Below are 14,893 nucleotides of genomic sequence, written 5' to 3'. Positions count from 1 at the left end.
ATCATGGCAACTGCAGCCCGAAAAACGGTGGGTTCACTGGCAATCAAGGAATCGATCTATGCCTGGGAAGGCAAAGACAAGTCCGGCAAGATTGTCCGTGGTGAAATGCGCGCCAATGGCGAAGCGATCGTCAATGCCACGCTGCGTCGCCAGGGTGTGATGACGACCAAGGTCAAGAAAAAAACCTTCCGCGGCGGCAAAAAAATCACCGACAAGGACATCAGCCTGTTCACCCGGCAGCTGGCCACGATGATGAAGGCCGGCGTGCCGCTGCTGCAATCCTTCGATATTGTCGCCAAGGGCCACGCCAATCCGTCGATGTCGAAACTGATCATGGAAATCCGTAGCGATGTCGAAACCGGTACCAGCCTGAACCAGGCCTTCCGCAAATTTCCGCTGTACTTCGACCCGCTATTCTGCAACCTGGTCGGTGCCGGCGAACAAGCCGGTATTCTTGAAGACCTGTTGACCCGACTGGCGATCTACAAAGAAAAAACTATCGCCATCAAAGGCAAGATCAAGTCGGCCCTGTTCTATCCGATCTCGATCCTGGTCGTGGCCTTCGTCGTCACCGCCGTCATCATGATTTTCGTGGTACCGGCCTTCAAGGAAGTGTTCAAGAGTTTCGGTGCCGATTTGCCGGGCCCGACGCTGGTCGTGATGGCGATCTCGGACTTCTTCGTGGCCTACTGGTACCTGATCTTCGGCCTGCTCTTCGGCAGTTTTTATATGTTCTTCCAGGCCTGGCGGCGCTCGCTCAAAGTCCAGCGTTTCATGGACAAGGCGCTGCTGCAGGCACCGATCTTCGGTGCCGTGATCCGCAAGGCCACGATCGCGCGCTGGACCCGTACGCTAGCGACGATGTTCGCCGCCGGCGTGCCGCTGGTCGAATCGCTGGACTCGGTCGGCGGCGCTGCCGGTAATGCGGTGTATCTCGATGCCACCAAAAAAATCCAGACCGAAGTCAGCACCGGTACCAGCCTGACGGTCGCCATGCAAAACGCCAACGTCTTCCCGAACATGGTCACGCAAATGGTCTCGATCGGCGAAGAATCCGGCTCGCTCGACAACATGCTCGGCAAGGTCGCCGACTTCTATGAAAACGAAGTCGACGATGCCGTTGCCGCCATCTCCAGCCTGATGGAACCGCTCATCATGGTGGTCCTTGGTGTCATCATCGGCGGCCTGGTCATTGCGATGTACTTGCCGATCTTTAAATTGGGAGCCGTGGTTTGATGCAGGATTTTGCTTTTCTGGTGACGCCCGGCAATGCGCCGGGTGCCGCCATCGCAGGCATCTTCGGCCTGCTGATCGGCAGCTTCCTCAACGTCGTCATCCATCGGATTCCAAAGATGATGCAACGCGAGTCCGACAACTATGTCGCCAGCGAGAGCGGCCTGCCATTGCCCCACACGGATCGCTACAACCTGATGCTGCCGCGTTCGGCCTGCCCGACCTGCAAGCACGCCATCAGCGGCATCGAGAACATCCCGGTCATCAGCTATCTGGCACTCGGCGGCAAATGCAAGCAATGCCGCACACCTATTTCGGCCCGCTATCCGGTCGTCGAACTGTTCACGGCGCTGGTGTCGGCCGCGCTGGTCTGGCATTTCGGTGCCGGCATCACCGGACTGGCCACGCTGGTCTTTGCCTGGCTGCTCATTGCGATGAGCGGCATCGATGCCGACACCCAGTTGCTACCCGATGACCTGACCTATCCGCTGCTGTGGATCGGTCTGCTATTGAACATCAACGCGACCTTCGTGCCGCTCGGCGATGCAGTCATCGGTGCCGCCGCCGGCTACCTGTGCCTGTGGTCGGTCTACTGGGTCTTCAAGCTGCTGACCGGCAAGGAGGGCATGGGCTACGGCGACTTCAAATTACTGGCCGCGCTGGGCGCGTGGCTGGGCTGGCAGATGCTGCCGATGATTATTCTGCTGTCGTCGCTGGTCGGTGCCCTGGTCGGCGTCAGCCTGATCGTCTTCGGCAAGCGCGGGCGTGAGAATCCTATCCCGTTCGGTCCGTACCTCGCCGCCGCCGGATTGCTGGCCCTGGTCGCCGGCGATGCGCTGACCCGCATGTACCTGAAGTGGCTGACGTGACACCGGCAAACAGCAGTGATTTTTCGGTCGGACTGACCGGTGGCATCGGTAGCGGCAAGAGCACCGTGGCCGACCTGTTCGCAGAGCGCGGCGTGACATTGATTGATACCGATTTAATTGCACACAAGCTAACCGAGCCGGGCGGCATCGCCTTGCCGGCCATTGCCGGCACGTTCGGCGCGCAGTTCCTGCAACCCGACGGCGCAATGAATCGCGCGATGATGCGCGACCAGGTGTTTAGCAATCCGGCCGCAAAAAAACAGCTCGAAGCGATCCTGCATCCGCTGATCGGCCAGGAGGTGGCACGCGCTGCCGCTGCGGCATCGGGCCTGTACAAGATGTTCGTGGTGCCGCTGCTGGTCGAGTCAGGCCGCTGGCGGGAACGGGTGACCCGCATCCTGGTAATCGACTGTCCTGAAGAAATGCAAATAGCTCGTGTCGTCGCGCGCAACGGCCTGCCCGAACAGCAGGTGTGCGCCATCATGGCCACTCAGGCCACACGCGCGCAACGCAGCGCCGCCGCCGACGACCTGATCTGCAATGATCGCGATGCGGTTGCGCTGATACCGCAAGTCGAACGCCTGCACGCGCTGTACTGTGCGCTGGCGGCGCTGCCGTGACGCGGGCAGCTGCCGACGGTATTTGTAATTTCACGCTGCATCGTTCAGAATCGTGCCAGTATCGGTTGCCGAACTTTTTAGGGATCCCATTTTGATTGTTTACGAATACCCTTTCAACGAGCGTATTCGCACGTTGCTGCGGCTTGAAGACCTGTACGAAAAATTCGCTTTTTTCCTGCAACAGGAACATCCGCTGCAGCATCACGTCGCCCTCTCGACGATCTTCGAGATGCTCGAAGTGGCCGGTCGGGCCGACCTGAAATCCGATCTGCTGCAGGAACTCGAACGGCAGAAGCAGATGCTGCTGGGATTTCGCAGCAATCCGAACGTCCAGCCCGAACGCCTCGATGCGGTACTTGCCGAAGTCGACCAGATCAGCGGCGCGCTGATCGCCGCGCAGGGCAAGACCGGCCAGAACGTGCGCGACAACGAATGGCTGATGAGCATCCGCGGCCGCACCATCATTCCCGGTGGTGCCTGCGAATTCGACTTGCCGTCGTACTACGCGTGGCAGCAAGGCCCGGCATCCAAGCGCTTCGACGATATCGCCGCCTGGTTCGCACCGATGGCACCGCTGTTCGGCGCGATCAGCCTGGTACTGCGACTGCTCCGTGAATCCGGTCGCTCGGCACCGATGGTCGCGCATGCCGGTAGCTACCAGCAGATGTTGCAGGGCAAGGTCTACCAGATGCTGCGACTGTCCATTGATGCACCGCTCGGTGCGATTCCCGAAATCTCGGCTAACAAGTACATGTTGTGGGTGCGTTTTACCTCGCAGGATGGCGACATGAAACCCAAGCCCAGCGAGGCAGACGTGCCGTTTGAACTCACCCTCTGCAGTTTTTAAATTCTTTGAAAGTGACTACCAGCACATGGCAACAGTAGTGGATTGCCCGACCTGCGGCACCAAGGTGGAATGGTCGGAAGCCAGCAAATACCGGCCGTTTTGCTCGGAGCGTTGCAAGCAAATTGATCTAGGCGCATGGGCCGAAGAAAAATACACGATTCCGGGCAGCCCCCCCATCGATGATCCGGATGCCGATCCGGACGACACCCCGCAGCGCTGACAGCATCAGGCTGCGGCAGTACCAAAGCGTAATTGGTTCAGCCACACGATCAGCGGTATCGTCGCCGGCAACAAGGGCTCCAGATCGACCGTTCCCTGCCAGGCAAAGGCCTGGCCTTCCAGGCTTTGTGGCGCGCCATGCCAGTCCCGGCTGATATAAAAATGCAGCCGCACGTGGGCATGCGGATAGACATGCTCGACGCCACACCATGGTTCGGCACTGCGCACTTCGATGCCGAGTTCTTCGACGAACTCGCGTTGCAAGGCCGCGAAAATTGATTCCCCCTGCTCGACTTTCCCACCCGGGAATTCCCAATAGCCTGCGTACGGTTTGCCTTCCGGACGCTGGCCCAGCAACACGTCGCCATTAGGCTGCATCAGGATGCCAACGGCGACATCGATCGGCCTGGCGGCCGGCAACGGGTCAGCCATGCCGCTTGCCGGCATGGTCACGGGCAAACTGCCAGGCCACCCGCCCCGAGCGCGAACCGCGCTGCAAGGCCCAGCGCAAGGCATCGCCGCGCGCGGCGGCAACCTGTTCCGGCGTACAGCCAAAATGCGCCAGCCAGTGGCCGGCAATCGCCAGGTAATCATCCTGCTTGAACGGATAGAACGAAACCCACAGGCCGAAGCGCTCGGACAATGAAATTTTCTCTTCGACCGTTTCACCCGGATGCAAATCACCGCTTTCATCGTTTCTGTAGGTGGCGTTGTCGGCCATCCGTTCCGGCATCAGATGACGCCGGTTCGAGGTCGCGTAGATCAGCACGTTGTCCGATTGCGCAGCAACGCTGCCATCGAGCGCAACCTTCAGCGCCTTGTAGCCATGCTCGCCCTCTTCGAAGGATAGGTCATCGCAAAAAATAATGAATCGTTCGGGCCGGCCGGCGACCAGGTCGACGATGTCGGCCAGGTCGGCCAGGTCATCCTTGTCGACTTCGATCAGGCGCAAGCCGCGCGCAGCGAACTGGTTCAGGCAGGCCTTGATCAGCGACGACTTGCCGGTACCGCGCGCGCCGGTCAGCAAGACATTATTGGCCGGCAGGCCGGTCACGAACTGCAGTGTGTTCTGTTCGATCTGCTCTTTTTGCGGCGCGATGTTCTGCAGGTCCGACAACGCAATCGCGGCGACTTGCCGTACCGGTTGCAGGCTGCCGACACCGGCGCGCTTGCGCCAGCGGAAGGCGGTGCCGGCCTGCCAATCGATCGCGGCGGGGCTTTGCGGCAGGACCGCTTCGAGGCGCGCAAGCAGCTGTTCGGCGCGTTGCAGGAATTGATCTAGCTGGGTCATGGGCAGGTGTCTTTTATGAACGGGTAGTAGGAACGGACCTTAGGAACGATAGTCGGCATTGATCGTCACGTAATCGTGTGACAGGTCACAAGTCCAGATGGTGGCGACCGCATCGCCACGACCGAGCCGGACCCGCACCGTGATCTCGCTTTGCTGCATCACGCGCTGGCCATCGGCTTCCTGGTAGGCCGGATTACGTCCGCCATTGCGGGCCACCAGCACATCATCGAGGTACAGATCGAGCTTGCTGACATCAAGGTCATCGACACCCGCATAACCGATCGCCGCCAGGATGCGACCGAGGTTCGGGTCTGACGCAAAGAAGGCGGTCTTAACCAGTGGCGAATGACCGATCGAATACGCGATCTTGCGGCACTCTTCGATGCTGGTGCCCTGCTCGACGGTGATGGTCATGAACTTGGTCGCGCCTTCGCCATCGCGCACAATCATTTGCGCCAGCGTGCGCGACAACTTGGTGACGGCTTCGGCCAGCAGCGCGTATTCGGGCGAGTCGATGTCGGTGACCTGCAACGTTGCGGCCCCGGTGGCGATGAGCATGAATGAATCGTTAGTCGAGGTATCGCCATCGATGGTGATGCAATTGAATGAGTGATCGGCGGCCTGCTTGACCATGTGCTCAAGCACGTGTTGCGATACGCCGGCATCGGTCGCCAGGAAGCCCAGCATCGTCGCCATGTTCGGCTTGATCATGCCGGCGCCCTTGCTGATGCCGGTCAGGGTGATGGTTTCGCCATTGATCACGACGGTGGCCGAGCCTGCCTTGGGCTGGGTGTCGGTCGTCATGATGGTCTCGGCTGCGTTGTACCAGTTGTCGGCAGACAGATTGGCCAGTGCCTGCGGCAGGCCGGCATTGACGCGCGCCACTGGCAATGGCTCGAGGATCACGCCGGTCGAGAACGGCAGGATTTGCGCCGCCTCGCAACCCAGCAATCCGGCCAGCGCACTGCAGACGGCATTGGCATCGGCCAGGCCGGTTTCACCGGTACCGGCATTGGCATTGCCGGTATTGATGACCAGTGCACGGATGGGCGCACCCGCCATATGCAAGCCTTCCAGATGCGCCTTGCAGACCTGCACCGGCGCCGCACAAAAGCGGTTCAGCGTAAATACGCCGGCCACCGTGGCAGTCGGTGCCAGCGTCATGACCAGCACGTCCTTGCGATTAGGTTTGCGCACGCCGGCTTCGGCATGGCCGAGTTCGATACCGGCGACTGGTGTCAGGTGCGCAGCGATGGGGAGAGGGGAATTAACGGCCATGGTGTCGGACAGTCTGTGTGGTTGAACAAATGTGTGGATGGGGCGACGGCAGCCATTGTAGGCGCGTGAATTTGCAGGCGTAAAAAAAGGCAGGAAATCCTGCCTTTTCTAGTCCGGCAAGCGCTCCGGACGAAAAATCAGGACAGCTTGCCGTGGCACTGCTTGTACTTCTTGCCGCTACCGCACGGGCATGGATCGTTGCGACCGACCTTCATCGGATTGATCAACGGCTCATCCTGCTCGCTGGCAGGCCTCGCCGTCGGTGCGAGCAATTCTTCGGGACCAAGATCGGGGTTGAAGTCAGCATGCTGGAAACTGACATTAGCCAGTTTCGATTGCGCCAGCTGCTCTTCGGCTGCGTCGATTTCTTCGCGCGACTGGATGCGTACCGTCATTACGGTCTTGACGACGTCATTCTTGATCAGCTCGAGCATCTGGCCAAACAGTTCGAAGGCTTCGCGCTTGTATTCCTGCTTCGGATTTTTTTGCGCATAGCCACGCAGGTGAATACCCTGGCGCAGATGGTCCAGCGCCGCGAGGTGCTCGCGCCAGTGACTGTCGACGCTGCCGAGCATGACACTGCGCTCGAAACCGGCAAACGATTCCTTGCCGACGATGGCGATCTTGCTATCGTACGACGCATCGGCTACCTGCAAGACCTTCGCTAGCAGTTCTTCGTCGGTCAGGTTGTCGTTGGCAGCCAGTGTCTCGACCAGCGGCACCTCCAGCGTCCATTCGGCGGCCAGTGCAGTTTGTAGTGCCGGCACATCCCATTGCTCTTCGACTGACTCGGCGGGCACGTGCTCGCGGAACAGATCATTGAAGACACCATGACGCAGCGACGCCACCAGCGGCGACACATCCCGCGATTCGAGCAATTCGTTACGCTGAGTGTAGATCACCTTGCGCTGGTCATTGGCGACGTCATCGTATTCGAGCAGCTGCTTGCGGATATCAAAGTTACGTGCCTCGACCTTGCGCTGCGCTGATTCGATCGACCGCGACACGATGCCGGCTTCGATCGGCTCGCCTTCCGGCATCTTCAGCCGGTCCATGATCGCGCGCACGCGGTCGCCGGCAAAAATACGCAGCAGCGCATCATCAAGCGACAGATAAAAACGCGACGAACCCGGATCGCCCTGACGGGCCGAACGACCGCGCAACTGGTTATCGACGCGGCGTGATTCATGCCGCTCGGTGCCGATGATGTGCAAGCCACCGGCCTTGACGACGTGGTCATGCAGCGATTGCCATTCGTCGCGCAATTTCTGAACGCGGGCCTGCTTCTCCGCGTCGCTCAGGGCGTCGTCGGCCTCGACATGCTGGGATTGTTTTTCGACGCTGCCACCGAGCACGATGTCGGTACCGCGACCGGCCATGTTGGTGGCGATCGTGATGGCTTTCGGACTGCCGGCCTGCGCAATGATTTCAGCTTCGCGGGCATGCTGCTTGGCGTTGAGCACGTTGTGCGGCAAGCCTGCGGTGTCAAGGATGCCGGACAGCAGTTCGGAGTTTTCAATCGAGGTAGTGCCCACCAGCACCGGCTGGCCGCGCTCGTAGCAATCCTTGATGTCGACCAGCATGGCCTTGTACTTCTCGTCGTTGGTCTTGTAGACCTGGTCTTGCCTGTCCTTGCGCTGGTTCGGCCGGTTCTGCGGGATCACGACGGTTTCGAGGCCGTAGATTTCCTGGAACTCGTAGGCTTCGGTGTCGGCCGTACCGGTCATGCCGGACAGCTTGCCGTACATGCGGAAATAATTCTGGAAGGTGATCGAAGCCAGCGTCTGGTTTTCGTTCTGGATCTTGACGTGTTCCTTCGATTCGACCGCCTGATGCAAACCATCGGACCAGCGCCGGCCGGTCATCAGACGACCGGTGAATTCATCGACGATGACGACCTCGTTGTCCTGCACCACGTAATGCTGATCCTTGTGATACAGCGTGTGGGCGCGCAGTGCGGCGTACAGATGGTGGATCAGCGTAATGTTGGCCGAGTCATACAGCGACGCGCCTTCCGGCAGCAAACCCATGCGGGTCAGGATCTGTTCGGCTTTTTCGTGGCCGGCTTCGGTCAGCAGGACCTGATGCGCTTTTTCATCTTTGGTGTAATCACCGGGAACGCTGATCGTGCTCTTGCCGTCCGGCGTTTCTTCACCGATCTGCAGAGTCAGCAGCGGCGGCACTTCATTGATCTGGTGATACAGCTCGGTATGATTTTCTGCCTGGCCGGAAATGATCAGCGGGGTGCGGGCTTCATCGATCAGGATCGAATCGACTTCATCGACAATCCCGAAATTGAGACTGCGCTGGACCCGGTCAGCCGCATCGAACACCATGTTGTCGCGCAGGTAGTCGAAGCCGAATTCGTTGTTGGTGCCGTAGGTGATGTCGGCCGCATAGGCCAGCTGCTTGTCGTCATGGTCCATCTGCGACAGATTCACACCGCTCGACAGGCCCAGCCACGAATACAGGCGGCCCATCCATTCGGCATCACGCTGCGCCAGGTAATCATTGACGGTCACCACATGCACGCCCTTGCCGGCCAGTGCATTGAGGTAGGCCGGCAACGTTGCCATCAGCGTCTTGCCCTCGCCGGTGCCCATCTCGGCGATCTTGCCGTAATGGAGCACCATGCCGCCGACCAGCTGCACGTCGAAGTGACGCATCTTCAGCACGCGCCGGCTGGCTTCGCGACAGACCGCGAAGGCTTCCGGCAGCAGTGCATCGATGGCTTCGCCGTTGGCGATGCGGTCACGGAATGCGGGCGTTTTAGCCTGCAGTTCCGCATCGCTGAGCTTCTCGATGAGCGGCTCCATCGCGTTGATCTCGCGTACCGTTTTTTGATATTGCTTGAGCAGGCGCTGGTTGCGGCTACCGAAAATCTGGGTCAGTAATGACATGCTTGGATTCTAAAATAGGCGCCGTGAAAAACCCCTGAACACGATGATCTGCACGCGACAGGAACGGACTTTGGCTGAAAAGGAAGTGAGTTTATCATGCGATATCGTGAATGTTGGGCTTACCCGCCGGGAAACAATAGCGACCTGATAACGACGGCTTATTTTCGGGTCTGCTGCGGCACGCTCCCCTGGCCCGACCCGGCAATCAGAAACTTGTGCGGATCTTGCTGGACACCTTTAACCAGCACCTCGAAATGCAGGTGCGCCCCGGTTGACCGGCCGGTGGTGCCGATGTCGGCCACGTGCTGGCCGCGCTGCACAATATCACCGACTTTCATCAGCAGGCGCGACGCGTGGGCATAGCGGGTGACGATCTCGTTGCCATGATCGATCTCCAGCATGTTGCCGAACTGCGGATGGAATTCGGCCGCAATGACGACGCCGCCGGCGGCGGCGATGATCGGCGTGCCGGTCGGTGCAGGAAAATCGATCCCCTCGTGGAACGTACTGCGACCGGTGAACGGATCAAGTCGCCAGCCAAATCCTGATGCGTTGTAGGTCACATTGACCGGCTGTATCGTCGGCAGCAATTTACTGCGTATCTTGTCGAACATCAGCGTGGTCTCGACTGCATTCATGTAATCGGATCGATGTTCGATATCGACGACCAGCGCATCGAGCGCTTGCTGGAACTGGCTGATGCCGAGCGGCGGCGCAACGCGCGACGATGATGGCGCAGCACCGCCACGGCCTGGCAATTCCTTGAAATTGAATTCTTCCGGCTTCACGCCCGACAAGCCCTGAACCCGCTCGCCGAGGGCATCGAGTCGCATCAGCTGGGCCTGCATTTCGCCAAGCTTCATGGCCATCGCCGCGATGTTTTCGCGCATGTAACGATCGTTGCGCGCCGCCTCGCCCTGGTTGCCTGCATCCAGCAGTTTTTGTACCCATGGCAAGCGGATATCGCCGGCATGGCTCAGTGTCACGACAGTGATGACGGCCGCGCTGCCAAGTACCAGCACCAGCAGCAGCGACAACGCCAGCAAGCCATGCCGGAGCGTCAGCGTCAACGAGCGGGCTTGCGTGAAGCGCGGGTGCAGCAAAATGATTTGCATCTGGGATCCGTTCACACGTGCAATGGTTATCGAAAAAACACGGGGAAGCGACCCGACCTGACGATCCACAAATCCAGCCGTAACGAACGCGGCGCCTGACCCGGCGCGTGGCCGGCACCGGCAACGACTATGGTAAGGTTGCGCGATGACGCGCCCCTCCACTTTCGTCCCCGCAAGGACCGGACTCCGAAAAAAACCGACCTCGCGTGGGATCACCGATTTCCTGCAAAGCCACGACAAAATGGCGGCGCTGCTGCCATCAATCACGCGCATGATGACTTTGCAGGCGGACTGTGCCGGGGCACTGCCGGCAATGTTCGACACCTGCGGCGTGCTGCAATTCGAATCGGGTCAACTGGTCTTGTCGACACCGAACGCCGCACTGGCATCGCGGCTCAGGCAACAGCTACCAAAATTGCAGGACGCATTGCAACAACGTGGCTGGCAAGTTAATGCAATTCGATTGAAAGTGCAAGTTGGCCGCCCGCGTGACAACCCGCCCCCCGTGAAGCAACTGAGGTTACCGGACCCGGCGGTATCGGCTTTGACGCAGCTCGAAACCGCGCTGGAAAATACGCCGCGCAATGCCACGCTGCTGGCAGCTATTCATGCACTGGCCAACCGGCCAAGGGCCTGACTCGCGCGGTTGTATCACCGAAGTACTAACAATCGTTCACCTTGGTTCCCGTTGCCGTCATCCGGCATGAAAATTTCGCTGAATTTGATGGCAAACGCCGCCGACATTTGTTGGCGATATGAGCGGCACGGTTATACTTGGCGGCGGAAATACCCCGTCTTACCTCGTCGGGCTTGCTTCATTCACCCCTGACTCAGGACAGCACGAGCAAGACAGCAGCACGAAGCCCTGCGATACCAACAATTAACCCCGGGCATCAGTCGCCGCATCGCCCGCGCGCACGACTTGCCGTTTGAAAGAACTTTCAGTGCCCCAAAAAAAATCTGCCGACGCGTTTGCACGCTCGCTACTCGCAGGGATGTTTTTTCTGTATCCGGTTTCGCTGGCGCTCAACAAGACGATGAACGATGTGCTGTCGCTCGCGCTGTTTTTGTCTAGCTGCGCCTATCTGCTGATGCGGCCAGCCATGCTGAAAACAGCCTGGGCGCATTGCCGCCGGCCCTGGATAATCGCCCTGTGCGTGCCGCTATTATTGGCCGTATTACAGTACCTCCTCCTTCCGCAACAGCTGCACCTGCGCGACATGGATGAAGTCTCGCGCTTCGTCGCCTGCGTCCCTGTTTATCTCGCGATCGTGATCCTGCGGCCGTCGATCCGGCCTTTTCTCTGGGGCTGCCTGCTCTTCCTGCTGGCCACGGTGCCGCTGATGTTCTGGCACTTGCATGTACTCGGCCTGGCCCGCGGTGTGCTGCCCAATGGCTTTCTCGGGATCATTCCGCATACCTCGCTGGCACTGATTCTCGGCGCGCTGGCACTGGCCCTGCTGGTACAACAGGATGGATCGCTGCGACGGCGCTGGCTGGCCCTGCCGCTGATTGGCTATGCCCTCGCGGTACCGCTGCTGACACAAACCCGCAGCGGCCTGTTGCTGGCACTGTGCCTGGGTGCACTGGTCTGGATGCTGCTGCCCAACAAGCGCATCAAGGGATTGCTGTATGGCGCGGTCGCCGTGCTGGCCATCATCGGCATCGTTGTCACAAATAGTGCGTTGTGGTCACGCTCGGACCAGACGCTGGCCGAGATCGAACATTACGCATCGGCCGACAACACCGCGATGACATCGGCCACGACCCGCATCGAGCTGTGGCGCTTTGCCGGCAAGATGTTCGTCGCGCATCCGCTGATCGGCGTCGGCAATCACCGCTTCCAGGAGGGACTGATGCGCTATCAGGTTGCCGGCGAAACGCCGTCTGACCTCGGCATGTTCACGCATCCGCACAATGAATTTCTGAAGGCGGCTGCCGAGGGCGGCATCATTGGCGTGTTCAGCCTCGGGCTGCTGTATTTTGTGCCGCTGCTTGCCGCGAGAAGGCGCTATGCCGGCGCACCGTCGGCTGCCAATCCGGCACTGCTGGTCATTATCGTGTCGACCGGATTTTTCATCGCGGGCATGGTCGACGTGGTGCTGATCTGGCGTCCCACTATCTTGTTTTATGGCTTGGTAGTCAGCCTGCTGGTGGCCCATATGGATGGCGCCGGAACACCGGCCGCAACATGATCCGGATAGATTGCATTTCGCTGCCGGACCAGCCCGAACGACGCGATTACATGCGCCGGCAATTCGAGCACTACCAATTGCCGTACCGTTTTTTTGACGCCATCCGCATTGCGCCGGGCAGCGACTGGCCGGCACTCTACGACCGCAAACAGCGGCTGGCGCACAGCGGCATCGACCTGCGCCCCGGCGAGATGGGCTGCTACCTGAGCCATCGCGCGGTGTGGGCCGAATTCCTGGCCGGTAGCGACACCCTTTGTCTGGTGCTCGAAGACGATGTCGGCCTGTCGCCGGACTTTGCCGGCGTGGTCGAAGCGCTCTGTGCGGCGCCCGCCGACTGGGACGTCGTGCGGCTGTTTGCGATGTTCAGGAGACCGGCGTTTCCGGTGCGCGCGCTCACCGGCTCCTACGTGCTGGTCGATTACCTGGTCCAGCCCAATGGCACGCAAGGCTATCTGATCAACCGCGACGCCGCCGAACGGCTGCTGTGCCATACCGCCAGAATGTCCATGGCAATCGACACCGCGCTCGACCGCGACTGGGAACACGGCGTCCCGATACGGGGCATAGAACCCTACGTGCTGACGCATGACGACACCTTCGGGACCACGCTCGGGACCGCACAGAAGACATCGCTGTCACCGCTGCGCAAACTGGTACGCGAAGTCAATCGCATCGGCACGGGCTTGCGCAAACAAGTCTGGCTATTCAGAAAAAAGAAGCGCCTGCAGGCCCGCCCGCGTGACTAGTTACGGCTCCACTCCTGCGTGGCCTGGCGCACGTAGGTCGGCGGTGCCTGTTCGATCGTGTCGAAACTGACGATCTCGTAGGCATCCGGCGCGGCCAGCAAGGCCCGTAGTAACTGGTTATTGAGTCCATGGCCGGATTTGTGGGCGACATAGCTGGCCAGCAGCGGATGGCCGATCAGGTACAAATCACCGATCGCATCGAGGATTTTGTGGCGTACGAATTCATTGTCGTAGCGCAGGCCGTCGGTATTGAGGATGCGGTATTCGTCCATCACGATGGCGTTTTCAAGTGAGCCACCGCGCGCCAGTCCCATCCCGCGCAGCATCTCGACATCCTGCATGAAGCCGAAGGTGCGCGCCCGCGAGACTTCCTTCACATACGACTCGATCTCGAAATCGACCTCGGCGGTCTGGCCGGTGCCATCGACGGCGGGATGATTGAATTCAATGAAAAACTTCAGCTTGAAGCCATTCATCGGTTCCAGCCGCGCCCACTTGCGCGCCGCGCCTTCGCCTTCGGAGACTTCGATGCTACGCAGCACACGGATAAATTTGCGCGCTGCTTCCTGCTCCTGCAAGCCCGCTTGCTGCAGCAGATAAACGAAGGACGAGGCCGAGCCATCCATGATCGGGATTTCTTCGGCGGTCACGTCGACAATCAGGTTGTCGATGCCCAGACCGGCGCAGGCCGACATCAAATGTTCGACAGTCGAGACCTTCACACCATGGTTATCCAGCGTCGAGGCCATCCGGGTATCACCGACGCCCATCGCGCTGGCCGGCAGTTCGACCGGCGGATCAAGGTCGACGCGCCGGAACGTGATGCCGCTATCGGGTGGTGCGGGGCGCAGCGTCAGCGCGACCTTGGTGCCTGAATGCAGGCCGACGCCGACGCTCTTGACCAGTTGTTTGACAGTACGTTGTTTGAGCATGGCATGAGCAAGGCGGGTGCACGCAAAAGAGTCCGTGCGTGCGGTCGGAACCAACAAAAATGGCGCATCGCTGCGCCATGTTTTTTTAACTTCCTGCGTCCGGTCAGCCGAGCTGGCCGACCAGCGTTTCGGCGTTCGACACCTCGAACTTGCCGGCTTGCTCGACATTGAGCTGCTTGACCACACCATCATCGATCAGCATCGAATAGCGCTGCGAGCGCGTGCCCATGCCGAACTTGCTGAAGTCAGCATCAAGGCCGAGCGACTTGCAGAAGTCGGCATTGCCGTCCGCCAGCATGCGGATGACGCCGGTGGCTTTTTGCTCGCGACCCCAGGCACCCATCACAAACGCATCGTTGACCGAGACACACCAGATTTCATCGACGCCCTTGGCCTTCAGATCGGCCGCGTGCTTCAGATAGCCCGGCACATGCTGCGCCGAACAGGTCGGCGTGTACGCGCCCGGCAAACCGAAAACCGCGATCTTCTTGCCTTTGGTCAGGTCAGCAACGGCGAAGGTATTCGGGCCGAGCGTGCAACCGGCGGATTCGACTTCGATGAATTCTGCCAGCTTGCCTTCGGGCAGGTGCTCGCCAATCTTGATGGTCATAGTGATCCTTTCGTATTGAATGGGATAGCGGATAGTAC

Annotated in this window: 15 protein-coding genes; 8 read left to right on the top strand and 7 right to left on the bottom strand. The window is 59.9% G+C overall.

All coding sequences use genetic code 11. The features are described 5' to 3' along the window. Positions 1-3 precede the first annotated feature (3 nt). From RHM62_RS04435 to yacG, 5 genes are all read left to right on the top strand, one after another. Positions 4-1,236, top strand: coding sequence for a type II secretion system F family protein (locus RHM62_RS04435; protein ID WP_322124355.1), 1,233 nt, complete (start codon positions 4-6; stop codon positions 1,234-1,236). Beyond that, positions 1,236-2,102, top strand: coding sequence for an A24 family peptidase (locus RHM62_RS04430; protein WP_322125317.1), 867 nt, complete (start codon positions 1,236-1,238; stop codon positions 2,100-2,102). The genes RHM62_RS04435 and RHM62_RS04430 overlap by 1 nt, the downstream gene beginning before the upstream one ends. After that, positions 2,099-2,722: a dephospho-CoA kinase gene (coaE, locus tag RHM62_RS04425; RefSeq protein WP_322124354.1), complete on the top strand. Its 624-nt coding sequence runs from the start codon at positions 2,099-2,101 to the stop codon at positions 2,720-2,722. Before RHM62_RS04430 ends, coaE begins: the two co-directional genes overlap by 4 nt. 91 nt (positions 2,723-2,813) lie before the next feature. After that, positions 2,814-3,569, top strand: coding sequence for a cell division protein ZapD (zapD, locus tag RHM62_RS04420; RefSeq protein WP_322124353.1), 756 nt, complete (start codon positions 2,814-2,816; stop codon positions 3,567-3,569). Between the two features lie 25 nt (positions 3,570-3,594). Further along, on the top strand, positions 3,595-3,789 hold the full coding sequence (gene yacG / locus RHM62_RS04415) for a DNA gyrase inhibitor YacG (RefSeq protein ID WP_322124352.1): 195 nt from the start codon (positions 3,595-3,597) through the stop codon (positions 3,787-3,789). Between the two features lie 5 nt (positions 3,790-3,794). On the opposite strand, the gene RHM62_RS04410 is transcribed toward yacG, so the two are convergent. The 5 genes from RHM62_RS04410 to RHM62_RS04390 all read right to left on the bottom strand — a co-directional run bounded on the left by RHM62_RS04410 (position 3,795) and on the right by RHM62_RS04390 (position 10,372). Then, a complete protein-coding gene (locus tag RHM62_RS04410) occupies positions 3,795-4,220 on the bottom strand; it encodes an NUDIX domain-containing protein (protein ID WP_322124351.1) in 426 nt (141 codons plus the stop codon). Next, entirely contained in the window at positions 4,213-5,079 is an 867-nt protein-coding gene (locus RHM62_RS04405; RefSeq protein WP_322124350.1) for an ATP-binding protein, read from the bottom strand. Before RHM62_RS04405 ends, RHM62_RS04410 begins: the two co-directional genes overlap by 8 nt. Positions 5,080-5,118: 39 nt before the next feature. Continuing rightward, positions 5,119-6,357, bottom strand: a complete 1,239-nt coding sequence (argJ, locus tag RHM62_RS04400; RefSeq protein ID WP_322124349.1) for a bifunctional glutamate N-acetyltransferase/amino-acid acetyltransferase ArgJ — start codon at positions 6,355-6,357, stop codon at positions 5,119-5,121. A gap of 137 nt (positions 6,358-6,494) precedes the next feature. Further along, a complete protein-coding gene (gene secA / locus RHM62_RS04395) occupies positions 6,495-9,257 on the bottom strand; it encodes a preprotein translocase subunit SecA (protein WP_322124348.1) in 2,763 nt (920 codons plus the stop codon). A 158-nt stretch (positions 9,258-9,415) separates the two neighbouring features. Further along, positions 9,416-10,372 carry a M23 family metallopeptidase gene (locus tag RHM62_RS04390; protein WP_322124347.1) on the bottom strand — a complete coding sequence of 319 codons (957 nt, stop codon included), beginning with the start codon at positions 10,370-10,372 and terminating at the stop codon, positions 9,416-9,418. A gap of 145 nt (positions 10,373-10,517) precedes the next feature. Between RHM62_RS04390 and RHM62_RS04385 the strand changes: the two genes are divergently transcribed. The 3 genes from RHM62_RS04385 (at position 10,518) to RHM62_RS04375 (ending at position 13,313) form a co-directional block, all read left to right on the top strand. Then, complete coding sequence (locus RHM62_RS04385) at positions 10,518-11,009, top strand: DciA family protein (protein WP_322124346.1); 492 nt, start codon at positions 10,518-10,520, stop codon at positions 11,007-11,009. A 307-nt stretch (positions 11,010-11,316) separates the two neighbouring features. Continuing rightward, complete coding sequence (locus RHM62_RS04380) at positions 11,317-12,567, top strand: O-antigen ligase family protein (RefSeq protein WP_322124345.1); 1,251 nt, start codon at positions 11,317-11,319, stop codon at positions 12,565-12,567. Beyond that, on the top strand, positions 12,564-13,313 hold the full coding sequence (locus RHM62_RS04375) for a glycosyltransferase family 25 protein (RefSeq protein ID WP_322124344.1): 750 nt from the start codon (positions 12,564-12,566) through the stop codon (positions 13,311-13,313). The genes RHM62_RS04380 and RHM62_RS04375 overlap by 4 nt, the downstream gene beginning before the upstream one ends. On the opposite strand, the gene lpxC is transcribed toward RHM62_RS04375, so the two are convergent. Together lpxC and RHM62_RS04365 are read right to left on the bottom strand one after the other, a co-directional pair. Then, the gene (lpxC, locus tag RHM62_RS04370) at positions 13,310-14,245 is read right to left on the bottom strand and encodes a UDP-3-O-acyl-N-acetylglucosamine deacetylase (protein WP_322124343.1); all 936 of its coding nucleotides are present in this window, start codon (positions 14,243-14,245) and stop codon (positions 13,310-13,312) included. The genes RHM62_RS04375 and lpxC overlap by 4 nt on opposite strands. Before the next feature lie 103 nt (positions 14,246-14,348). Next, on the bottom strand, positions 14,349-14,855 hold the full coding sequence (locus tag RHM62_RS04365) for a peroxiredoxin (RefSeq protein WP_322124342.1): 507 nt from the start codon (positions 14,853-14,855) through the stop codon (positions 14,349-14,351). Positions 14,856-14,893 lie beyond the last annotated feature (38 nt).

The organism is Actimicrobium sp. CCC2.4 (assembly GCF_034347385.1).
In the GTDB taxonomy this organism is placed as follows: domain Bacteria; phylum Pseudomonadota; class Gammaproteobacteria; order Burkholderiales; family Burkholderiaceae_D; genus Actimicrobium.
This window is presented reverse-complemented; position numbering and strand designations above follow the sequence as displayed.